Here is a 20545-nt window from a genome sequence, read left to right as displayed (position 1 = left end):
ACATGAATTCCGCGGCACGGGAACGGAGCAGGGCATGACGGCGCCGCCGGGAACCGGGAGTCCGCCGGCCGGCAGCGCCGGAATCAACGGGGCAGGAAACAACAGCGCCGGAAACAGCGCGTCGGCGCTGGCCGTGCTCCGCCGGATAGCGTCCACCCGCCCGGCCCAGCCTGCCGGCGAGCGCTGCGAGATGTGCGCGGAGCCCATCCCGGACGCTCACCAGCACGTGGTGGATCTGGAGAGCCGCTCCCTGCTGTGCACGTGCCGGCCCTGCTATCTGCTGTTCACGGACTCGTCGGCCAATCTGCGCTACCGCTCCGTCCCTGACCGCTACCTCTCGTTCGAACCCTTCGAGCTCGGCCAGGCCCAGTGGGACGAGCTGGAAATCCCGGTGGGGCTGGCATTCTTCTTCTTCAACTCGGCTCTTGGCCGGACGGCCGCTTTCTACCCGAGCCCCGCGGGCGCCACGGAGTCCGAACTTCCCCTGGCTGCCTGGGCGTCGGTCGAGGCGGCCAACCCGGCCATCACCGTGCTCGCCCCCGACACGGAAGCCCTGCTGATCCGCGCCCCCGGCCCCGACCGGGACCGGGCGGACTGCCACCTGGTCCCCATCGATGCGTGCTACGAGCTGGTGGGCCGCCTGCGGCGGGTATGGAAGGGCTTCGACGGCGGCCAGGAGTCCCGCCAGGAGCTCGCGGGATTCTTCGACCGGATCAGCCGCCGCAGCAGGCCGGGCGCCCCCGCGGCAGACTTGGAGGGACGCCATGGTTGAGCTCGAATTCAGTGTGCTGGACATCGCCCCGGAGCCCTACGCGGCCGCACCCCAGCTGACCGCGCGCCTGCGGATCCAGGAGAAGAGTGGCGCCGCCGTCCATGCCATGGCCCTGCGGTGCCAGGTGCGGATCCTGGCCCAGCGCCGCGGCTACGATGCCGACGAGGAAGCCGGGCTGCTGGAACTCTTCGGCACCCGCGGACGGTGGCCCACCACACTCAAGCCCTTCATCTGGATGCACAGCGGCGTCCTGGTCCAGGGATTTGCGGACAGTGCCGACGTTGACCTGCCGCTGCCCTGCACGTTCGACTTCGACGTCGCAGCGGCAAAATACCTGAACTCCCTGCGGGACGGGACGGTCCCGCTGGAGTTCCTCTTCTCCGGGACGGTCTTCACGCGCGGCGCGGCGGGCTTCGGCGTCGAGCAGATTCCCTGGGACCGGGAAACCCGGTACGCCCTGCCCGTGGCGGCCTGGCGCTCGCTGATGGACGCATTCTTCCCGAACCAGGGATGGATCCGCCTGGACCGCGACGTCCTCGCGGCCCTGGCCAGGTACAAGGCGGTCCACGGCTTGATTTCCTGGGAGGCCGCTATCGAGGGGCTGCTGGCCGGGGCGGGCGACCCGGTGCCGTGAACACCGGACTCAGCCTGGCCCGCGCCGTCGCCGACGCCGTCCTCTACGAGGGATACCTCCTGTACCCCTACCGCGCCTCGTCCGCCAAGAACCAGGCCCGCTGGCAGTTCGGCGTGCTCGGGCCGCCGGGCGCGGCTGAATCCGGTGCCGGCGAAGCGCCGGACATGGCAGCGGATTGCCTCCTCGAGCCGGGACCCGCGGCCCGGGTCGACGTGCACCTGCGCTTCCTGCACCTCCAGAGACGGTCCGCCGAACGCGCGGATGACGGCGGATTCACGCCCGTCGACGAACTCACCGTCGGCGCCTCCCGGTGGCTTAGCTGGGACGAGGCAACGGATCAGGAGATCACCCTCGGGCCGTACAGCCTCGGCCAGCTTGCCGCGGGCGTGTCCGCGCCGGTGAACGTGCCGGCGAACGAGGACATCGAGCCCGTGCTGGATTCCGCCGGCGCCATTGCCGGCCGGCTTGTGCGCCGGCGGCGGGAGCTTCGTGGGGAGGTGCGCCTGCTGGCGGCGCAAGTGGTGGCGCCGGGGCAGGCCGCCGGAGCAGATGCCGCGGCGGCGGCAGCGGGGGGGCCGGCCCACGGGCCGCTGTGGCGGCTCAGGGTCACGGTGGAGAACGCGGCGGCAGCGGCCACCGACACGCGTACCGCCATCGAGTACTCGTTCATCGGAGCCCATGTCCTGCTCGCCGTCCACGATGCCGACTTCCAGTCGGTGATCGATCCGCCGGAATGGGCAGCGGCGGCGGCGGCTTCGTGCAGCCAGCACCGCTGCTGGCCCGTGCTCGCCGGCCCCGAGGGGCAGCGCGATGTCCTGCTCCTGTCCCCGATCATCCTCTATGACCATCCGGCGGTGGCACCGGAAAGCACCGTGGAACTGTTCGACGCGACGGAGATCGATGAAATCCTGACCTTGCGGGTGCTCACCCTGACCGATGCGGAAAAGGCGGAGGCCCGGTCAACCGATGCCCGGGCCGCGGCGATCATCGAACGCTGCGAAAACATGACGGCAGAGGAGCTCCAGCAGTTGCACGGCATCCTGCGGAACCCGCATGCCGGTGCGCCCCGCGGACCCGGGAGCATCGGAGGCGACGGCTTCCCCGGCCCCGAGGTCCCGGCCTATCCGGAGTTCTCAGTTCCGGAATTCTCGGTTCCGGGCGCCTCCGACGCGGACACCGGCACACCGTGGTGGGATCCGGCCCGGGACGCCGCCGTGGATCCGGGATCGGACACCGTCTTCATCGACGGCGTCCCGATCTCACGCGGCAGCAGGGTGCGGGTTGTCCCGCTGCGCCGCGCCGACGCCCAGGACCTCTTCTTCGCCGGCAAGTCGGGGCGCGTCACCGGAGTCCACTTCGACGTCGACGGCGGAACGCACGTCGCGGTGGTCCTCGAGGCCGACCCCGCCGCCGAACTGCAGGAGTGGTACGGACGGTATCTGTATTTCGCCCCCGAGGAACTCGTGCCGCTCACCGCGGCGCCGGCCCCGGACAACGGAAAGGAACCATCACCATGAAAGCTCTGGGCATCATGACAGTCGTGCTCTTGCTGGCCGCGGGCCTGGCAGCAGCCGTCGTCGGCCTGCGTTCAATTCCGGACATCAAGCGCTACGTGCGAATGCGGAGCATGTGAGGCCCGGTGTGAGCGGGGTCCTCGTGGCGGGCGTGGGGAACGTGTTCCTTCGCGACGACGGATTTGGGCCGGCCGTCGCCCGCCGGCTGGCCGAGGAGGTGTCCGGCCTGCCCGGCTGGGCGCCGGAGGAGGTCCAGGTGCGGGACTACGGGATCCGCGGGCTGCACCTCGCCTACGATCTCCTGGACGGGGTGGATGCGCTGGTGCTCGTGGATGTGCTCCCGGCCCCGGCGGACGGGAGCGCGGGCGCGGGAACGCTTCGGATCCTGAAGATCCGGGTGGAGGACCTGGAAAGCGGCGGTCCGCTGACGCCGGCCGGCCTGCGGGCCAATCCGGCCTTCGATCCGCATGGCATGGACCCGCTGGCTGTCCTCCGCCGTCTGCGTGTTTTGGGCGGATCGCTGCCGGAGACCTACCTGGTCGGCTGCATCGCGGGGCGAACGGACGAGGGCATGGGACTGTCCGAGGACGTGTCCCGCGCCGTTCCGGCAGCCGTGGAAGCAGTCCGCACCCTGGTCACAGCCCGCATCACGAACGCAGACGCAGCGCCCGCGAGCGCGGCTCCGGATGAAACAGGCTGAGGAGGAACCACGGATGTGTCTGGGAATACCGGGCCGGATCATCGAAGTGATCGACGGCTACAACGGGCAACTCGCCCTCGTGGATGTGGCCGGAGTGGAGCGCAAAATCAACATTGGCCTCCTCGATGACGGCCCCGTGGAGAGCGGCACGTGGGTCCTGATCCACATGGGCTTCGCCCTGGAACGCGTGGACCAGGAAGGCGCCGACCGTGCGATGACGGGACTTGAGCTCATGGGACGGGGCCCGGACCCCACCGACACGGTCCCGTAGCCTTCACTCCCCCACTGAAGGATCTCCCCCACTGAAGGAACTCCCCCACTGAAGGATCGAAAGGCGCCGCTATTCGAGGGCGATCGCTGCGCCGCGGTGCTCCACACCGGAATTCGCGATCTTGAGGTGGCGCGCAAAGTAGTGCTGGAGCCGGTGGAGCTGGGCGGCCGAGAGCCGGTCGCACACCCAGTCCCAGTGGAGGGACACCATGTCCCCGGGCATGAGGTCAGCGATGAAGCCGGACCCGGCCACGGCGTACTTGGCCGTCTCGATCACCGGTTCCCCCAGCGACAGCGCCATCCCGTCCCACGCCAGGGGCCGCGAGCGAACGAGGGCGCTGTCCCCTTCGACGGCCACCACCTCGCCCCACCGGATGCGGCATTGGTCAAGGACATTCAGGGCCGTGGATGAGCGCCTGTCATCGCGCAAGAGTCCCGTCCACGGATAGATTTCCAGGACGTGGAAGCTGTGATGCGGGACGCCGCCGGCCAGGACCCCTTCCATCAGATGCGGGAACTGATGCCCGGTCCGTGCACGGAACCGGTCCTCCATGGAATTGCCGATGCTGCGCACACCCACGGAGTCCAGCAGCGTGTTTCCCACCCAGTAGGCCTCCACCACCGCGTAGTCCAGCGGGTCCGGGTTGCCGGTGGCACCTGCGATGAGCTCCAGGTACGGCCAGGCGCCGGCGAACCCCTTCGCAAGTTCGCGCAGGCCCGCGTCGGTCACCCCGGACTGGCCATAGTGCAGCAGCGCGTCGCTGTCAGGCGGCCCGCAGCTGCCCCGCGAATTCGGCGGATACGCGTAGCGGACAAACAGTTGGGCGCCGTTGATTTCCATCCCGTGGCCTCATTTCACAGGGGATATCAGCGAGGCTAGCACCGGCGCCCATCGGCGAACAATGCCCGTCGTGACCGGCATTGACACCCCTGCGCATTCGGCGGATGCTGTGAGGAAATGCCGCACCGGGACCATTGCTGTGGCCGGCGCGGAGCGAATGGCCGTTGCGCGCGGTCCTTCCCGGGAGGTAGGCCGATGAGCGTCCCCGAAGCCAACCGACGATCTGTACTGGCAGCGGCCCTCTACGGCGGAGGGGCGCTGTTCCTCGCTTCCTGCGCCGCGGCCGGCACGGCGCCACAGTCGTCGCCGCAGTCAACGCCGACGGCAGGGGCTGCCGGTACTGCGCCCCCGGGTTCCGCCTCCGGCCCGGCCGGGATCCAGGTGACGGACCAGCGCGGGACGGTCCTGAGTTTCGACCGCCCGGTCACCCGGGTGGTGACCATTCCCATGCCCGCCGCCTCCCTGCTGGCCGCCGTCGACCAGGGCGCCGGCCATCTGGCCGGGATGCACAACGCCTCATGGGTCGCCATGCGCGACGGCGCCATGGGCACCATGTACCCGGAGACCCTGAACATCCCGCACGACATCGCCACGACCGACTTCACGCCCAATGTCGAAAGCATCCGGGCACTGAACCCCGACGTCGTGGTCCAGTGGAGCGATGCGCAACTGACGGCACCCCTGGAACAGGCCGGGTTGAAGGTCCTGGGCATCACGAACACCGGCACGCAGCAGGACGTGGACACGTGGACCGCGCTTTTCGCAACGATGCTGGGCCGGCCGGACCGGGCCGTGCAGATGAAGGCGCGCAGCGACGGGCAACAGAAGGCCATCCAGGCCGAGGCCGCCGCCCGCGGCACCGGCGGCCCGGGCATCATCTACTTCAACAGGTTCAGCGGCGGCCTCAAGGTAGCCGGAAACGGCAGCTACAACGACTTCTACATCAAGCTCATCGGGGCACACAACCCCGCCACCGGCCCGCAGGGCCTTCAGGGCAAGGGCATGGTGGGCGTGGACGTCGAACAGGTCCTGGCCTGGGATCCGGACATCATCCTGCTCGGGAACTTCGACGACGCGATGCCCGCCGACGTCTACGGCAACCCGGTGTGGCAAAGCGTCTCCGCCGTGCGCTCCCGCCGCGTCTACAAGGTCCCGCTGGGCGGCTACCGCTGGGATCCCCCCGGCCAGGAATCGCCACTGATGTGGCGCTGGCTCACAGATGTCAGTTTCCCCTCCGGCAACCGCTCCACGCTGAGGGACGAGACAAACGACTACTTCGACTTCCTGTACCGCTACCGGCCATCGGCGCCGGAGCTGGACAAGATCCTCTGGACCGAAGCCAACGGCACCTCGGCCAACTACCGGCAGTTCGATGCTTCGTGAGGCCCAGCCTCTGACCACGGGACCCCCCGGCGGCCGGGGACCGGGGCTGCGCCAGGTCATCGGTCCATGCCTGCTCTCAGGAGCAGTCCTGGCGGCCGTGTCGGCGGTTGCACTCGCCAGCGGCCGCTACAGCGTGTCCCTGGACCATGTCGTGCAGATCCTGGCGTCGCGAATAGTTCCCTTCGGCCCGGGCGTTCCCGCGGCCGAGGAAAACGTGGTGCTGCTGGTCAGGTTGCCCAGGGTCCTGCTGGCCCTGCTGGTCGGTGGCGCCCTCGCAATCGGCGGCGCGGCCCTGCAGGCCGTGTTCCGCAATCCCCTGGTCAGCCCTGAGGTCATCGGCGTCTCCTCAGGCGCCTCCTTCGGCGGTGCCCTGGCCCTGCTGCTGGGCCTGGGCCCCGTCGCCCTCGTGGGCGGATCGTTCGGCTTCGGGCTGCTGGCACTGGGAATCGTCTTCCTCATCACGTCCGGGCGGGGCGGCGCCCACATCCTCATGGTGGTCCTCGGAGGAATCGTCACGGCCTCCTTCTTCTCCGCCCTGGTGGCCCTGGTGACGTATCTGGCGGACCCGTTCACCACCTTGCCCGCCATCGTTTTCTGGCTGCTTGGCAGTGTCTCCACCGCCACCTGGGCGAAAGTGCTGGTGGCCCTCATTCCCATCGCTGCCGGCGGCGTCGTCCTGCTGGCCCTCCGGTGGCGGATCAATGTGCTCTCGCTCGGCGACGACGACGCCACCGCCCTGGGGCTCCGGCCCCGCCCCCTGCGCTGGGCGGTCCTCGCCGCCGTGGCTCTCATGGTCGCCGGGGCCGTCGCCGTCAGCGGCGTCATCAGCTGGGTGGGGCTGGTCATCCCGCACCTCGCACGCATGTGGGTGGGACCGGACCACCGGGTGCTGCTGCCGGTCTCCTTCCTGCTGGGCGGGGCCTACCTGATCGCCATCGACACCATCGCGCGCACCGCCACGGCCGGGGAAATCCCGTTGGGCGTCCTGACCGCCCTGATCGGCGCACCGGTGTTCTTCGTGCTGTTGCGCCGGAACCGGGAGAGGATCTGGGACGGTGCTTGAGCTGCGCGGGGCCGGGTTTGGCTATTCGCCGCAGAACTGGGTGTTCAAGGATCTCAGCTTCTCGGTGCCGCCGGGCACCGTGACCGCGGTCCTGGGGCCCAACGGCAGCGGCAAGACGACCCTGGTGCGCTGCGCGGCCGGCATGCTGGCCGTACAGGAGGGTGCGGTGCGCAGGTCCGAGACGGCGGGCTATGTTCCCCAGGCGCGCGGCAGCACGTTCGGCTACCCGGCCCTGGACATGGTGGTCATGGGCCGTGCCCGCCACATCGGCGTTTTCCGCTCCCCCGGCAGCCGGGACAGGGCCGCCGCGCTCCGCGCCATGGACCGGGTGGGGATCGCCGCCCTGGCCGACCGGCTGTTTCCGACGCTGAGCGGGGGCGAGCAGCAGCTGGTCCTCATTGCACGGGCTATCGCGGGCGGTTCGCGGCTCCTCGTCCTGGATGAGCCGTCCACCGGGCTGGACCTGAAGAACCAGGTCCGGGTCCTCCAGCTGCTGAGGGAACTCGTGCGGACCGGGATGTCGCTGCTCGTGAGCACCCATCACCCGGACCACGCCCTGTTCCTCGCGGACTCGGTGGTCCTCATGGGCGCCGCGGGTGTGGTGACCGGGCCTGCCGGGCCGCTCCTCGCCGATGCGCAGCTTTCCGCGCTGTACGGCGTCCGTGTCAGCACCCTGAGCTACGACGACGCCGGGACGCCCCGCCGCACGGTGGTCACCCCCTTCGGCGCCGAGGAGGGCTGAACCGAACGCCCAAGCGCCCGGCAGCTGGGCTGCCGGGCGCTTGGGGCGTCATCGAGCGGTAGTGCGTCCTGTCAGTTTAGGGCCGGGGTGCGGCCCTGGCCGGTTCCGGCGTGGTTCGGGACGGTGCAGGCGCGGGTTCAGGCGTGTGCCAGGACCGGTTGTGCCGGCTGTGCGGGCTGTTCGGCGGCATCCTGTGCGCCGGAGTGGCCGGCCAGCATCGTCTCTTCGTCGAACGGCTCGGCACCGGCCAGGACACGGTCCACGCGTCCGCCGTCGATCTCCTTGACCCAGGTGCCGATCAGCACCGTGGCGACGGCGTTGCCGGTGAAGTTGGTCAGGGCGCGCGCCTCGGACATGAACCGGTCGATGCCGACGATCATGCCCACGCCGCCCAGCAGTTGGGGTGCGTGCGCCTGGAGTCCGGCGGCCAGCGTGGCCAGGCCGGCACCGGTGACGCCGGCGGCACCCTTGGAGGCGATGATCATGAAGACCAGCAGGGAAACCTGGGCGCCAAGGTCCAGCGGCGTGCCCATGGCGTTGGCGACGAACAGTGCGGCCATGGTCAAGTAGATGGCGGTCCCGTCGAGGTTGAAGGAGTACCCGGTGGGGACCGTGACACCCACGACGGGCTTGGACACGCCGAGGTGTTCCATCTTCGCGATCAGGCGGGGCAGCGCGGCTTCGGAGGAGGACGTGGAGAAGATCAGCAGGTATTCGCGGCCGAGGTACTTCATGAGCTTGAAGATGCTGACGCCTGCGACCGCCTTGAGCAGGCCGCCGAGGATCACGACGATGAACAGGGCGCAGGTGATGTAGAAGGCGCCCATCAGGGTCGCCATGCTGATGATGGCCTGGAAGCCGGTTGCACCGACCACTGCGGCGATCGCGCCGAAGGCTCCGACCGGGGCCAGCCACATGATCATGATGAGGATGCGGAACACGAGGGCCTGGCCGTAACCGACGGCCTTGAGGATCGGGGCTCCCTGCGGGCCCATCTTCTGCAGCGCGAAGCCGACCAGGATCGCGGCGAGGAGGGTCGGCAACACGGGAATGTCGCCCGGGATGATGCCCAGCAGGAAGTCAACCGTGCTGTCGACTGCCGCCTTCTTGTTCGGATCATAGGGGGCGAGCTTGAGGCCCTCGCCCGGGTGGATCAGGTTGCCGACCACCAGGCCGATCCCCAGGGCGAACGTGGACATGACCACAAAGTAGGCGAGCGCCAGGCCGCCGACCTTGCCGACCGTGGCGGCCTTGGCGATGGAGCCGATGCCCAGCACGATGGTGCAGAAGATCACGGGCGCGATCATCATCTTGATGAGTTTGATGAAGCCGTCGCCGAGTGGTTTGAGGGATTTGCCGACCTCGGGGAACAGCAGGCCGATAACGGCACCTGCAATCACGGCTACGATGACTGCGATGTAGAGGTAGTGGGACTTGTCCAGTCCCTTGCGCTTCTTGGCCGGAGCGGCGGCCGGTGCTGCTGACTCTCCTCGTTGAGAGGCCATGGTGTTCTCCTTGGATAGGCTGGACTTGGTGCGGTCCTGGCTGTGGTCCGCTCTTGTCCTTCTTGCGTGTAACCCCATCATTGATGAGAAGGTGACGCGCATCACCCTTGCGTTCATATTGGTCATGGAAGGTGTTGATGATCCGGCGCTGGAGCATCGCCCGCAGGCTGTTTGCGGCCAACCTGCTGTTCGTGGTGGCCCTGACGGCCATCGTTGGCACGGCCGTGTTCGTGGACGCGCGCGATCACGCCTACGACGAGGCCGGACGCCGGATGGCCGGCATCGCCACCGCCGTCGCCGACGCCCCCTTCGTCCTGGCGGCGGCGGACTCGGCCGATCCCACGGCCCTGCTGCAGCCGTATGCCCTGAAGACCATGAACGACGCCGACGCGGATTTCATCACGATCATGGCCCCGGACCGCACGCGCTGGACCCACCCGCGGGATGAGGAACTGGGCAAACCGTATATCGGCTCCATTGACGCGGCCCTCCATGGCCAGGTGTTCACGGAAGTCGTGGCCGGCACCCTCGGCCCGTCGGTGCGCACCATCGCCCCGGTCAAGGATGCCGACGGCAAGGTCCGGGCGCTCGTGGCCGCGGGCGTGACGGTCCGGACGGTGGACGTCGCACTCTCCGGCCGGCTGCCGGCGCTGCTGGCCATCAGCCTGGCGCTGCTGGCCGGCGGGTCGGCGGCGGCCTGGCTCCTGGGACGGTACCTGCGCCGGGTGACCCGCGGCTGGGGCCCCGAAGAGCTGGGCCAGCTCTTCGCGTACTACGAATCGGTGCTGCATTCGGTGCGCGAGGGCGTGATCCTCATCGACCCCAAGGGCAAAGTGGTGATGTACAACGACCAGGCCGCCGAACTGCTCGGGTTGAGGAAGCAGTCCGCCGACGGCGGTCCCACCTCCGGCGCTGACCGCGGGGTTGCGGGGGGCGGCCGCCAGGCGGCGCCCTCCCTCGCGGAGTTGCCGCTGGCCCCCAGCCTCAAAGAGCTCTTCGAATCGGGGCGGACCGCCCTGGATGAGATCCACCTGACCGGCTCGCGGATCCTGGTGGTCAACCAGGGCCCCGCGGTGGGACCCGAATCTGCCAGCGCCCGCCCGCGCGGAGCGAAGTCCGGCGCTGCCGGCGCTGGCACTCCTGTTTATGGAACGGTCGCCACCATCCGGGACCGTACCGAGATCGAATCCCTGGGCAGTGAACTCGAGACGATGCGCACGCTCTCGGACGCGCTCCGCGCCCAGACCCATGAACACGCCAACCGGCTCCACACCATCGTCTCGCTCATGGAACTGGGCCGGGGCCCCGAGGCGCTGGACTTCGCCACCAAAGACCTGGAACTGAGCCAGCGGCTCACGGATGACATTGTGAGCTCCATCGAGGAACCCGTGCTCGGCGCCCTGATCATGGGCAAGGCAGCCGAAGCACACGAACGCGGCGTCGAACTGACCCTCAATACCAGCGGTTCCACGGCCGTGACCGGACTGGCCGTGCAGGACCTCGTGGCCATCCTGGGGAACCTGCTGGACAATGCCATCGACGCCGCGGCCGAGGCGCCGGCACCCCGGCTCGTGGAGCTGACCGTCGAGACCACCGGCTCCGCCCTGGAGATTACCGTGGAGGACAGCGGCCCCGGGATCGATCCCGCGGCCGTGGAGGACGTCTTCCGGCATGGTTTCAGCACCAAGGCCCCGGGACCGTTCGGACGCGGCCTTGGACTGGCCCTGGTGCGCCAGGCGGTACAGCGGCTGGGCGGTACCATGACAATCACCAGCCCGGCCGGGGCGCTGTTCCGCGTCACTCTGCCCGTCACAACACCGCCGGTCACTCCGCTGCCGGTCACTACCGAGGGACAACCATGAGCGAGATCCGGGTACTCGTCGTCGAGGACGAGCCCATCGCTGCCGCAGCGCACGCCGCCTACATAGAAAGGCTGGACGGTTTCACCCTGGCGGGCTCCGCGCCCGACGGCCAGTCCGCCCTGCGCCTGCTCACCGAATTCTCCGCGGCAGGCAATCCGGTGGAGCTGGTCCTGCTGGACATGAACCTCCCGGACCTCCACGGGCTGGACATCGCACGCCGGATGCGGGCGGCCGGACTGTTCGCGGACATCATCGCCATCACCGCGGTGCGGGAACTGAACATTGTCCGCAGCGCGGTGGCCACCGGCGTGGTCCAGTACCTGATCAAACCGTTCACCTACGCGACCTTTGCGGACAAGCTCGCCAGCTACCGGCTGTTCCGCGAGCAGCTGGCCGCACCCCTGGCCGGGGAAGCCGGAGCCCGGGCGTCCCAAAGCGATGTGGACCAGGCCTTCGCCAGCCTCCGTGCCCCGTCCGAGCTGTCGCTGCCCAAGGGCCTGGCCGTATCCACGCTGGAATCCGTCCAGGACTACATCAAGCAGCAGGCCGAGGCGGTGTCGGCCAGCGAGGTCATGGAGGCGCTCGGGATGTCCCGGGTCACCGCCCGGCGCTACCTCGAATACCTCGCCGACGCCGGAACGGTCTCCCGCGCCGCCCGCTACGGCGCCCCCGGGCGGCCGGAGAACGAATACCGCTGGAACCGGCCGCGGACGTAGGCCTGCCGCTCCCCGTTACCGTCACCGGGAGGGCACTTGCCGGCAATCCCGGGAAACACTGCCGCGAAATGCCGTCCCGGCGGTTTCCTTGTGGCGGGATGATCGCGGATGCTTAGTGCCATGCGGCCGCTGTTGACGTGTCAGGGCAGCGGGGCGGCGCGCGTTGCGAATAGGCGATGATCCGGGTGATCATCATTCGCCGCCCCACTGCGGTCTGGTGCCGGCGGACACTGTGTGTCCGGGCCTTCTGCGTGGTTACTTGCCGCAAACGAAGACTTCATTCAATGCGGCGGGGTCGGCCCGGCTATCGGTAGCCGCACCGCCGGTGGCCGCGCGGTTACATGATGCCGGTGGGAACCAGCAGGACCCAGGCGAGGGCCGGGGCTACGAGCACCACTCCCCCGGCATAGGCCATCAGCTGCCGGTACACTCGCTGCCTGTCGTTGTCGCGGGCGTTGGCGACCACCAGCGCACCGTCGGTGGAGAAGGGCGAGACATCCACCACCGTGGCAGCTATAGCCAGCGCCGCGACCGTTCCTGATGCGCTCAGCGAGCTGGTAGCCAGGAGCGGACCGGCCAGGGGAATGAACGCGGTCAGCAACGCCGTGGAGGAGGCGAAGGCTGAGCCGACGCCAATGACATAGCAGAGGACCAGCGCCACCAGCAGCGGTGCGCCCAGTGCCAGAGCCTGCTCGGCGAGGGTGTCGATGACGCCAACGTGCTGGAGCAGGGAGACATAGGTGATCATGCCGGCTACCAGCAGGACGGTGGACCAGGAGACACCGCCGATGAACGTCTGGTGTTCTTTGATGTTGACCAGCGCCAGCAGGAGCCCGGCGGAGAGTGCGACAAAGCCGATCGGCAGGTGGAAGCCCAGGGTGCACACGAGCATCACCGCGATCAGTGCCAGCGTGAGGATCTGCTGCCCGCGAGGGCGGCTGGTGCGGGCGGTGTCGACGTCGGCATGCTGGCCGCCTTCGCCGTCCCGCAGCCTGCCCAGGAGGGCGAACAGGACGATGGTGAGCACGGAGAGAATGAGGTTAAGAGCGAAGCTGGCGATGAAGAGTGCGCCCTGGGAAATGGGAAATCCGTTCTTCAGGGCGATGTCGTGCACCAGCACGCCGGCGACGGACAGCGGGGAAAAGCCGCCGGCGTGGGCTCCGTTGATGATGAATGCGCCCATCAAGACGGGATGGATCCGGGACTCGTAGGCGAAGCCGATGGCCGCCGGCGCCAGCAGCGCGACGGCGGCCGGCGAGAAGGTGCCCAGTGACGTGAGCGCAGCAGCGATCAGGAAGAACACCCAGGGCAGCAGCATCGTCTTGCCCCTGACGAGGCGTACGCAGGTCTGGACGATGATGTCGATGGTGCCGTTCCGCTGGGCCATGCTGAAGAAGTACGTGACTCCGATGATCGTCACGACGATGCTGGCGGGGAACTCTTCGAGGATCTGCTTGTCCGTCATTCCGAGCATGAAATAGCCGACGCCGAAGGAGGCAACCAGCCCCATCACGCCGATGTTCAGCGGCCATTTCGTGGCGACGATGAACATAATGACGAGGATGACGAGCGGGATGATTTGGACAGCGGTCATGGAGTGCTCCGGTTGCGGGGTGGCCGAAGGGTTGAAGATATCACCCCCCAGCACGAGCGCAATCAAAGCCAGGAACGCGAACCCGGCGGCCGCCGCCAGCAGGATTCGGCGGCGGCGGGTTGGACGCGGGGCATCGTTGTCCCGGGTCTGGTCCGCAGCGACAGCGGTGCGGTGCTCAGTCTTGGTCATGATGGTCTCCTCAGCGGGTGGCTCCCGCGAGGGAGGCAGCGACGGCGCTGCCGGGGACCTCGGGGAGATGGATGATGGTTGTGGCGATGGTGCGGGCCGTGCGGTCGACGCCTACGAGGAGCGTCCCGTCGTGCTCCTCGCTCCAGGTCTCGATGACCCCGGCGGGGGTGCGGAGCCGGAGCGTGCTCCCCAGGGAGTCGCCCGTAATGGTGTGCAGCACGGTGCCGGGGGTGCGGGCGGCCAGGGTCAGGGCGATGCTGCCGGTGATGGCCAGGGCCGGGTGGGGCTTGCCCATGGAGAGCATCATGACGTTGGCGTCGCAGTCTGGGTCGGCCGGGGCGGGCGCGGCGACGATGGCGAGCTTGGGGATGGCCCGGGCCGCTTCGGCTGTTGTGCGGACCAGCCCCATCCGCACCGCCGCCTGCCGCCGGATCTGCTCCAGGGTATCCAGCTGCAGCTCCACTCCGGCGCGCCAGCTGTCGTACCTGGCCGGGTCCAGGCCCAGTTCTTCGGCGTTGACGATCACGACGGGCGCTCCGGCGTCGACCATCGACACAGTCCAGCGGGTTCCGCCGGCGGTGAGGGTGTCAGTGGCCGCACCGGTGGGCAGCAGCGCACCGGTGGTCCTGCCGGCAGGGTCCTGGAAGCCGAGCCCCACAGCGTAGCCCGGGAAGGGTACGCCTGGCGTCCGGGCGTCCGGAACGGAGGCCAGGGCTCCGGCAGGGGTGGCCACGCGCTGGACGATGATTTGGTTGGTGTTGGTGTTGCGGGTGACGATCCGGGTGACGTCTCCGTTGGGGAGCACCCAGCCCTTCTCGATGGCGTACAGACCCACCACCGCCGAGCCGTTCCCGCAGTTGCTGCCCCAGTCCACCGCGGCCTCTTCGACACCGACTTGGGCAAAGGTGTACTCAACGTCGACGTCGCCACTGACGGGCCGGTGCACGATCACGGCCTTGCTGGTGGTCGAGGTGGCGCCGCCGACGCCGTCGATCTGGCGCGGATCCGGGCTGCCGAACAGCCGCGGCAGCAGCACATCCAGGCTGATGCCGCCCGCCTGAAGATGCTCCGCTTCGAACACCCAGCACTTGCTGGTGCCTCCGCGCATCCATTGGGCTTCGATCTTCATGGTGTTTCCCGCTTCTCCTCGTGCCTCAGACTTGAATGAGGACCTGAAAAGAGATTGAGCCAGATCACAACTTTAGACAATGTTGGATTTTTTCAGGGGGATGTAGGATTGCTTAATTCATAGAGCGCTGGAGGATTATTCCCCAGCTGCAAAGCCTCCGTTGCCAGGAAAAGTGCTCGAAGTCCTCAAGGCAGGCCTCGTCCCGGCAGGGAATGAACCAAAGGCGAAGAAGGGTGAAGCGTTGCTAAAGGACGAAGGTCAGGATTTGTTCGACATAAGGCGGCTGGCGCTTCTGCTGGAGGTGGTGGAGCAGGGCTCGATCACCGCGGCGGCCGAGTTGATGATGTACACGCCCTCGGCCGTCTCCCAGCAGCTGCGCAAGCTCGAACAGGAAGTGGGGCAGCCTCTGCTCACCCGCCGCTCCCGCGGGGTGGTGCCCACCGAGGCCGGCCAGGTTCTGGCCGGCCACGCCCGCAAGATCGTCTGGCAGATGCAGGCAGCCCGGTCCGACCTGGGCCAGATTGCCGGCCTCAGACGCGGTTCCCTGACTGTGGGTACATTCCCAACCCTGGCCGGATCCTTCCTGCCCATCGTCATCCGGACCTTCAAGAAGCGCTACCCGGCCATCAGCCTCTCTTTGCGCAGCGCCCGCTTCGACGAACTCGTCGCAGATCTGCAGTCCGGGGTCACGGGTCTGTGCCTGCTCTGGGATTACCCCTGGAACCCGTTCCGGGACGATTCCATCCGCGTAACCGAGGTCTTCCGGGAGAGCACCGTTATCCTGGTGGCCCGCAGCCATCCACTCGCCGAGCGGGAGCAGGTACGCATGGAAGACCTGCGCAACGAGTCCTGGATCGTGCGCGCCGAGGCCCACCCCGTCGTGGAGGTGCTGCAGCGTTCCGCTCACGACGCCGGATTCGAACCGGAGATTGCCTTCCTGGCCAACGACTACCAGGAGGCCCAGGCCATGGTCAGCGTGGGAATGGGCGTGGCTATGGTGCCCAAAACCGCCGTGGCACTTCAGCATCCCGACGTGAAGGTGCTGAGCCTGGGCTCCGCTGCCCCGCTGCGGAGAATACTGCTGGCGCAGCGGGAGGACAAGGTCTATGCCCCGGCCGAGGTGGCCTTCCACTCCACCCTGTTGGAAATCGCCCGCGAACGGGCCGGCGACTATCACTAGACCACGAGGCTGCTCCGGTCACTCCGTAGGGCCGGGGCGCAGGGTGTCGAGCAGCGCGTCGATCACGCCGGCGTCCTCGATCGTGGAGGGCACCACGTAGGTCTCGCCGTCGGCGATCTGGCGCATGGTCTTGCGCAGGATCTTTCCCGAACGGGTCTTCGGCAGGGCATCCACCACGGTGACGTGCTTGAAGTCCGCCACGGCCCCGATGTCGCGCCGGACCAGGGCGATCAGGTCCTTGACCAGGACTTCCTCGGGCACGTCCACCCCGGACTTGAGGACCACGTAGCCGCTGGGCCGCTGGCCCTTGAGCGGGTCGGCGAGGCCGATCACGGCGCATTCGGCAACTGCCGGGTGCTGGCCGATCACCTGTTCCATGGCGCCGGTGGAGAGCCGGTGTCCGGCGACGTTGATGATGTCATCCGTGCGGCCCATGACGAAGACATAGCCGTCCTCGTCCCGGTAGCCCGAGTCACCGGTGGCATAGTAGCCCTCAAACGCCTGGAGGTAGGAGGAAATGTAGCGGTCGTCGTTGCGCCAGAGCGTGGTCAGGGTGCCAGGCGGCAGCGGCAGGCCGAGGACGATGTTGCCTTCCGTGCCGGCCTCGACGTCCCCGCCCGCGCCGTCGACGACGTTGAGCCGGAAGCCGGGCATCGGGACGCTCGGCGACCCGGCCTTGATCGGCAGTCCGCCGAGGCCTCGGGGGTTGGCGCAGATGGCCCAGCCCGTCTCCGTCTGCCACCAGTGGTCGACCACCGGAACACCGAGCACCCGGGAGGCCCAGTGGAAGGTATCGGTGTCCAGCCGCTCGCCGGCCGCGAACAGGGTCCGCAGGCTGGCAATGTCGTACTTGTCCAGGAACCGGCCCTCAGGGTCGGCCTTGCGGATGGCCCGCAGCGCGGTGGGCGCGGTGAACAGCACGTTGACCTTGTGGTCCTGGATGACCCGCCAGAACGCGCCGGCGTCGGGCGTCCCCACCGGCTTGCCTTCGTACAGCACCGTGGTGGCGCCGGCCAGCAGCGGACCGTAGACGATGTAGGAGTGGCCCACCACCCAGCCGACATCCGAGGCGGTCCACATGACGTCGCCGGGGCCGACGTCGTAGAGGTTTTCCATGGTCCATTTCAGGGCCACGGCGTGGCCGCCGTTGTCCCGCACCACGCCCTTGGGCGAGCCGGTGGTGCCCGAGGTGTAGAGGATGTACAGCGGGTCCGTCGCCTTGACGTCCACCGGCGCGGCCGCCTCGGCGGAGGCCATCTCGGTGTCCCAGTCGAGCCACCCGGGGTGCTCGGCCGCCATGGAGGCCACCGTCGAGCCGAAGCCGTCCCTGGCCTTGACCAGCACCGGGGTTTCGGCGGCGCCGGCGATACTGAGGGCCTCGGCGACGGCAGGCAGGTACTCAATCCGGCGCGACGGCTCGATGCCGCCGGACGCCGTCACCACCGCCGCGGGGGCTGCGTCGCGGATGCGGGCGGCAAGTTCCTTGGGGGCAAACCCGCCGAAGACGACCGAGTGCACGGCGCCGAGCCGTGCGGTGGCCAGCATCGCGATCACGGCCTCGGGGATCATCGGCATGTAAATCACCACGCGGTCGCCCTTGCCGACGCCGCTGCGGCGCAGGACACCGGCGAACCGGGCCACGAGGTCCGTCAGTTCCGCATAGGTATAGCTCTGCCGGATGCCCACCATCGCGGAGTCGTAGACCAAGGCATCCTGCTGACCCCTGCCCTGGGCGACGTGCCGGTCGAGGGCGTTGTACGACGTGTTCAGGACCCCGTCCGGAAACCAGTCGTAGAGCGGTGCCCGGCCCGCCTCGAGGGCCTGCCGCGGGGACGTCTGCCAGGAGATCCCTTCCGCGGCCTCCAGCCAGAACTCTGCGGGATGTTCCAGGCTCCGTTCGTAGGCTGCCCTGTAGCTCTTGGTGACCATGACGTACATCCTGTCCACGACGTTGTGATGCGACCAATGATAGACAAGGGTAAACCGGGGCGGACCGGCGATACAAGGGCCATGTATACACAACTCGGCTATTTGTTCACCACAGGCGGCAATTGCTGGGCAAAGAGCCGTTGCGTGTATACACTGATGTTGTTCCATCCCGACACAGCCGCCACCGAAGGAGGCAGGATGCGCGCCAGCGACAAGGCCTACGCGGCCCTGCGCGACGACATCATCGAATGGCGCCTCCTGCCCGGAACCGTGCTCGCGGAGGTGGAACAGTCGGCGCGCCTCGGCATCTCCCGCACCCCGCTGCGGGAGGCCCTGAGCCGGCTCACGGCCGAAGGGCTGACGACGACGGCGGGCGGCCGCGGCGTCGTCGTCACCGACATTTCCCTGGACGACATCGACGAACTGTTCGAACTGCGCGAAACCCTCGAGGGCAGGGCCGCCGCCCTGGCCGCCGAGCGCGGCGACCCCGCAACCTTCGATGCGTTGCGGCGCGAACTGCTCCAGGCCCCGGAACTGATCGGCGGACAGGATCCGGCCCTGCACGACTATTACGGGCTGGTCGGACGGCTGGACGCGGCCATCGACGCCGCCATTTCCAACGCCTACCTCGTCCAGGCCATGCGCAGTCTCCGCGTCCACCTCGTGCGCGTCCGGCGCCTGGCCGCCGACGACGCCGCCCGGCTTACTGCCGCCGCCGCCGAGCACGCGGCCATCGCCGAGGCGATCGCCGCCGGCAACCCGCGCCTGGCCGAGGCCGCCACCACGCTTCACCTGCACCGCAGTCTTTCGCACGTCAAAGCCACCCATACACCTCAGCAAAGGGAGCACCATGGTTAAGGAACACCACGTCCGCGTTTACAAGAGCGAGGAAAACCTGGGCCGCGAGGACCAGCTCGCCTACAAGATCGCCAAGGTCGCCGCGGATCCCGTGGAGGTCACCGATGAGGTCACCGACATGGTGATCAACCGGATCATCGACAACGCCTCGGTGGCGGTTGCCTCGCTGAACCGTGCCCCGATCGTCGCGGCCCGGGCCCAGGCCCTCACCCACGGCCCCAGCACCGGCGGCAAGGGCGCCAAGGTCTTCGGCATCGAGGAACGCGTCTCCCCCGAATGGGCCGCATGGGCCAACGGCGTCGCGGTCCGTGAACTCGACTACCACGACACCTTCCTGGCCGCGGACTACTCGCACCCGGGTGACAACATCCCCCCGGTCCTGGCCGTCGCCCAGCACGTCGGTTCCAGCGGCCGGGACCTGGTCCGCGGCATCGCCACCGGCTACGAGATCCAGGTCAACCTGGTCAAGGCCATCTGCCTGCACAAGCACAAGATCGACCACGTGGCCCATCTCGGCCCGTCCGCCGCCGCCGGCATCGGCACCCTGCTGGGCCTCGACGTCGAGACCATCTTCCAGTCGGTCGGCCAGGCGCTGCACACCACCACCGCCACCCGGCAGTCCCGCAAGGGCGAAATCTCCACCTGGAAGGCGCACGCCCCCGCGTTCGCAGGCAAAATGGCCGTCGAATCCGCGGACCGTGCGATGCGCGGCCAGACCTCGCCCGTACCGATCTACGAGGGCGAAGACGGCGTGATCGCCTGGATGCTGGACGGCCCGGACGCCTCCTACACCGTGCCGCTGCCTGAGGCCGGCGAGGCCAAGCGGGCCATCATGGACACGTACACCAAGGAACACTCGGCCGAATACCAGGCCCAGGCGTGGATCGACCTCGCCCGCAAGCTCAACGGCGAACACCCCGAGGTCACGGACCCGGCCAATGTCGAATCCGTGCTGATCAAGACCAGCCACCATACCCACTACGTGATCGGCTCCGGCGCCAACGACCCGCAGAAGTACGATCCCACGGCCAGCCGCGAGACGCTGGACCACTCGATCCCGTACATTTTCACTGTCGCCCTGCAGGACGGCACCTGGCACCACGTGGACTCCTACGCCCCGGAACGCGCCGCCCGCCCCGACACCGTGGAACTCTGGCACAAGGTCACCACGGTCGAGGACCCGGAATGGACCCGCCGTTACCACTCCCTGGACATCGCCGAGAAGGCCTTCGGCGGCACCGTGGAGATCACGCTCAAGGACGGCACGGTCATCACCGATGACATCGCGGTCGCCGATGCCCACCCGCTGGGCGCCCGGCCGTTCGCCCGGGAGCAGTACGTCAACAAGTTCCGCACCCTCGCCGCCGGCCTGGTGGCCGACGAGGAGATCGAGCGCTTCCTCGCCGCCGCCGCCCGGCTCCCCGAGCTCGCCGCCGGCGAGCTGGACCAGCTGAACATCCAGGCCGCCGACGGCGTGATCGACCTCGCCGGCGCCCCGAAGGGACTCTTCTAATGTTGTATTCGAAAGTCACCCCGGAGCAAAAGCGGATCCGGTTCCGCGAAATCCTCGCCTCCGGCACCATCGCCCAGTTCCCCGGCGCGTTCAACCCGCTCTCGGCGCGGCTGATCGAGGAGAAGGGCTTCGCCGGGGTGTACATTTCCGG

General features: G+C 68.4%; 19 protein-coding genes and 1 pseudogene. 15 read left to right on the top strand and 5 right to left on the bottom strand.

All coding sequences use genetic code 11. The annotated features are described in order from the left end of the window. The first annotated feature begins 34 nt into the window (after positions 1-34). The 6 genes from AC1DNG_RS17105 to AC1DNG_RS17080 are packed head-to-tail and all read left to right on the top strand — an operon-like array spanning position 35 to position 3891. Positions 35-772, top strand: coding sequence for a DUF5947 family protein (locus tag AC1DNG_RS17105; RefSeq protein ID WP_476887841.1), 738 nt, complete (start codon positions 35-37; stop codon positions 770-772). Continuing rightward, positions 765-1406, top strand: coding sequence for a DUF6084 family protein (locus AC1DNG_RS17100; RefSeq protein ID WP_476857885.1), 642 nt, complete (start codon positions 765-767; stop codon positions 1404-1406). The genes AC1DNG_RS17105 and AC1DNG_RS17100 overlap by 8 nt, the downstream gene beginning before the upstream one ends. Continuing rightward, positions 1403-2923 carry a hypothetical protein gene (locus tag AC1DNG_RS17095; RefSeq protein ID WP_476887840.1) on the top strand — a complete coding sequence of 507 codons (1521 nt, stop codon included), beginning with the start codon at positions 1403-1405 and terminating at the stop codon, positions 2921-2923. Before AC1DNG_RS17100 ends, AC1DNG_RS17095 begins: the two co-directional genes overlap by 4 nt. Continuing rightward, a complete protein-coding gene (locus AC1DNG_RS17090; RefSeq protein WP_018772298.1) occupies positions 2920-3039 on the top strand; it encodes a DUF6893 family small protein in 120 nt (39 codons plus the stop codon). Before AC1DNG_RS17095 ends, AC1DNG_RS17090 begins: the two co-directional genes overlap by 4 nt. Further along, on the top strand, positions 3036-3620 hold the full coding sequence (locus AC1DNG_RS17085) for a hydrogenase maturation protease (RefSeq protein WP_476873043.1): 585 nt from the start codon (positions 3036-3038) through the stop codon (positions 3618-3620). Before AC1DNG_RS17090 ends, AC1DNG_RS17085 begins: the two co-directional genes overlap by 4 nt. Before the next feature lie 13 nt (positions 3621-3633). Further along, positions 3634-3891: a HypC/HybG/HupF family hydrogenase formation chaperone gene (locus AC1DNG_RS17080; protein ID WP_230008283.1), complete on the top strand. Its 258-nt coding sequence runs from the start codon at positions 3634-3636 to the stop codon at positions 3889-3891. Between the two features lie 69 nt (positions 3892-3960). Here AC1DNG_RS17080 and AC1DNG_RS17075 read toward each other — a convergent pair whose 3' ends face one another. After that, positions 3961-4731, bottom strand: a complete 771-nt coding sequence (locus tag AC1DNG_RS17075; protein WP_476870550.1) for a DUF6390 family protein — start codon at positions 4729-4731, stop codon at positions 3961-3963. 195 nt (positions 4732-4926) lie between these two features. On the opposite strand from AC1DNG_RS17075, the gene AC1DNG_RS17070 reads away from it, so the two are divergent. The 3 genes from AC1DNG_RS17070 (at position 4927) to AC1DNG_RS17060 (ending at position 7919) form a co-directional block, all read left to right on the top strand. Beyond that, the gene (locus tag AC1DNG_RS17070; RefSeq protein WP_476887839.1) at positions 4927-6114 is read left to right on the top strand and encodes an ABC transporter substrate-binding protein; all 1188 of its coding nucleotides are present in this window, start codon (positions 4927-4929) and stop codon (positions 6112-6114) included. Positions 6115-6211: 97 nt separating this feature from the next. Continuing rightward, a complete protein-coding gene (locus AC1DNG_RS17065) occupies positions 6212-7177 on the top strand; it encodes a FecCD family ABC transporter permease (protein ID WP_476850389.1) in 966 nt (321 codons plus the stop codon). Continuing rightward, positions 7170-7919, top strand: coding sequence for an ABC transporter ATP-binding protein (locus AC1DNG_RS17060; RefSeq protein WP_223916560.1), 750 nt, complete (start codon positions 7170-7172; stop codon positions 7917-7919). The genes AC1DNG_RS17065 and AC1DNG_RS17060 overlap by 8 nt, the downstream gene beginning before the upstream one ends. 137 nt (positions 7920-8056) lie before the next feature. On the opposite strand, the gene AC1DNG_RS17055 is transcribed toward AC1DNG_RS17060, so the two are convergent. Then, positions 8057-9424, bottom strand: coding sequence for a cation:dicarboxylate symporter family transporter (locus AC1DNG_RS17055; RefSeq protein WP_476850387.1), 1368 nt, complete (start codon positions 9422-9424; stop codon positions 8057-8059). 137 nt (positions 9425-9561) lie between these two features. Between AC1DNG_RS17055 and AC1DNG_RS17050 the strand changes: the two genes are divergently transcribed. Both AC1DNG_RS17050 and AC1DNG_RS17045 read left to right on the top strand, forming a co-directional pair. Continuing rightward, the gene (locus AC1DNG_RS17050) at positions 9562-11286 is read left to right on the top strand and encodes a sensor histidine kinase (RefSeq protein ID WP_476850386.1); all 1725 of its coding nucleotides are present in this window, start codon (positions 9562-9564) and stop codon (positions 11284-11286) included. Beyond that, positions 11283-12002 carry a response regulator gene (locus AC1DNG_RS17045; RefSeq protein ID WP_223916554.1) on the top strand — a complete coding sequence of 240 codons (720 nt, stop codon included), beginning with the start codon at positions 11283-11285 and terminating at the stop codon, positions 12000-12002. The genes AC1DNG_RS17050 and AC1DNG_RS17045 overlap by 4 nt, the downstream gene beginning before the upstream one ends. A 337-nt stretch (positions 12003-12339) precedes the next feature. Here the strand turns inward: AC1DNG_RS17045 and AC1DNG_RS17040 are convergent, their stop codons facing one another. Next, complete coding sequence (locus AC1DNG_RS17040; protein ID WP_476850385.1) at positions 12340-13785, bottom strand: SLC13 family permease; 1446 nt, start codon at positions 13783-13785, stop codon at positions 12340-12342. A gap of 10 nt (positions 13786-13795) precedes the next feature. After that, complete coding sequence (locus tag AC1DNG_RS17035) at positions 13796-14914, bottom strand: PrpF domain-containing protein (RefSeq protein WP_476887838.1); 1119 nt, start codon at positions 14912-14914, stop codon at positions 13796-13798. Between the two features lie 241 nt (positions 14915-15155). On the opposite strand from AC1DNG_RS17035, the gene AC1DNG_RS17030 reads away from it, so the two are divergent. Continuing rightward, entirely contained in the window at positions 15156-16094 is a 939-nt protein-coding gene (locus AC1DNG_RS17030; protein ID WP_476850473.1) for a LysR substrate-binding domain-containing protein, read from the top strand. 18 nt (positions 16095-16112) lie between these two features. On the opposite strand, the gene AC1DNG_RS17025 is transcribed toward AC1DNG_RS17030, so the two are convergent. Beyond that, a complete protein-coding gene (locus AC1DNG_RS17025; protein WP_476857879.1) occupies positions 16113-18023 on the bottom strand; it encodes an AMP-binding protein in 1911 nt (636 codons plus the stop codon). Between the two features lie 198 nt (positions 18024-18221). Between AC1DNG_RS17025 and AC1DNG_RS17020 the strand changes: the two genes are divergently transcribed. The 3 genes and pseudogenes from AC1DNG_RS17020 to AC1DNG_RS17010 all read left to right on the top strand — a co-directional run. Continuing rightward, the gene (locus tag AC1DNG_RS17020) at positions 18222-18881 is read left to right on the top strand and encodes a GntR family transcriptional regulator (protein ID WP_028277407.1); all 660 of its coding nucleotides are present in this window, start codon (positions 18222-18224) and stop codon (positions 18879-18881) included. Then, complete coding sequence (locus AC1DNG_RS17015; RefSeq protein ID WP_230007910.1) at positions 18874-20394, top strand: MmgE/PrpD family protein; 1521 nt, start codon at positions 18874-18876, stop codon at positions 20392-20394. The genes AC1DNG_RS17020 and AC1DNG_RS17015 overlap by 8 nt, the downstream gene beginning before the upstream one ends. Next, a pseudogene (locus AC1DNG_RS17010) lies at positions 20394-20545 on the top strand (methylisocitrate lyase); the annotation flags it as partial. The gene AC1DNG_RS17015 and the pseudogene AC1DNG_RS17010, both read left to right, overlap by 1 nt.

The sequence above is a fragment of the Arthrobacter sp. 01T425 genome (assembly GCF_056398725.1).
Note: the sequence above shows the minus strand (reverse complement) of the source record. Positions and strands in the feature narration are given on the sequence as shown.

Bases quoted from the DNA above. Each gene is read 5' to 3' on its own strand.
- AC1DNG_RS17105 (WP_476887841.1), top strand. From the start codon at position 35: ATGACGGCGCCGCCGGGAACCGGGAGTCCGCCGGCCGGCAGCGCCGGA.
- AC1DNG_RS17100 (WP_476857885.1), top strand. From the start codon at position 765: ATGGTTGAGCTCGAATTCAGTGTGCTGGACATCGCCCCGGAGCCCTAC.
- AC1DNG_RS17090 (WP_018772298.1), top strand. From the start codon at position 2,920: ATGAAAGCTCTGGGCATCATGACAGTCGTGCTCTTGCTGGCCGCGGGC.
- AC1DNG_RS17080 (WP_230008283.1), top strand. From the start codon at position 3,634: ATGTGTCTGGGAATACCGGGCCGGATCATCGAAGTGATCGACGGCTAC.
- AC1DNG_RS17075 (WP_476870550.1), bottom strand. From the start codon at position 4,731: ATGGAAATCAACGGCGCCCAACTGTTTGTCCGCTACGCGTATCCGCCG.
- AC1DNG_RS17070 (WP_476887839.1), top strand. From the start codon at position 4,927: ATGAGCGTCCCCGAAGCCAACCGACGATCTGTACTGGCAGCGGCCCTC.
- AC1DNG_RS17055 (WP_476850387.1), bottom strand. From the start codon at position 9,424: ATGGCCTCTCAACGAGGAGAGTCAGCAGCACCGGCCGCCGCTCCGGCC.
- AC1DNG_RS17050 (WP_476850386.1), top strand. From the start codon at position 9,562: ATGATCCGGCGCTGGAGCATCGCCCGCAGGCTGTTTGCGGCCAACCTG.
- AC1DNG_RS17045 (WP_223916554.1), top strand. From the start codon at position 11,283: ATGAGCGAGATCCGGGTACTCGTCGTCGAGGACGAGCCCATCGCTGCC.
- AC1DNG_RS17040 (WP_476850385.1), bottom strand. From the start codon at position 13,785: ATGACCAAGACTGAGCACCGCACCGCTGTCGCTGCGGACCAGACCCGG.
- AC1DNG_RS17035 (WP_476887838.1), bottom strand. From the start codon at position 14,914: ATGAAGATCGAAGCCCAATGGATGCGCGGAGGCACCAGCAAGTGCTGG.
- AC1DNG_RS17025 (WP_476857879.1), bottom strand. From the start codon at position 18,023: ATGGTCACCAAGAGCTACAGGGCAGCCTACGAACGGAGCCTGGAACAT.
- AC1DNG_RS17020 (WP_028277407.1), top strand. From the start codon at position 18,222: ATGCGCGCCAGCGACAAGGCCTACGCGGCCCTGCGCGACGACATCATC.
- AC1DNG_RS17015 (WP_230007910.1), top strand. From the start codon at position 18,874: ATGGTTAAGGAACACCACGTCCGCGTTTACAAGAGCGAGGAAAACCTG.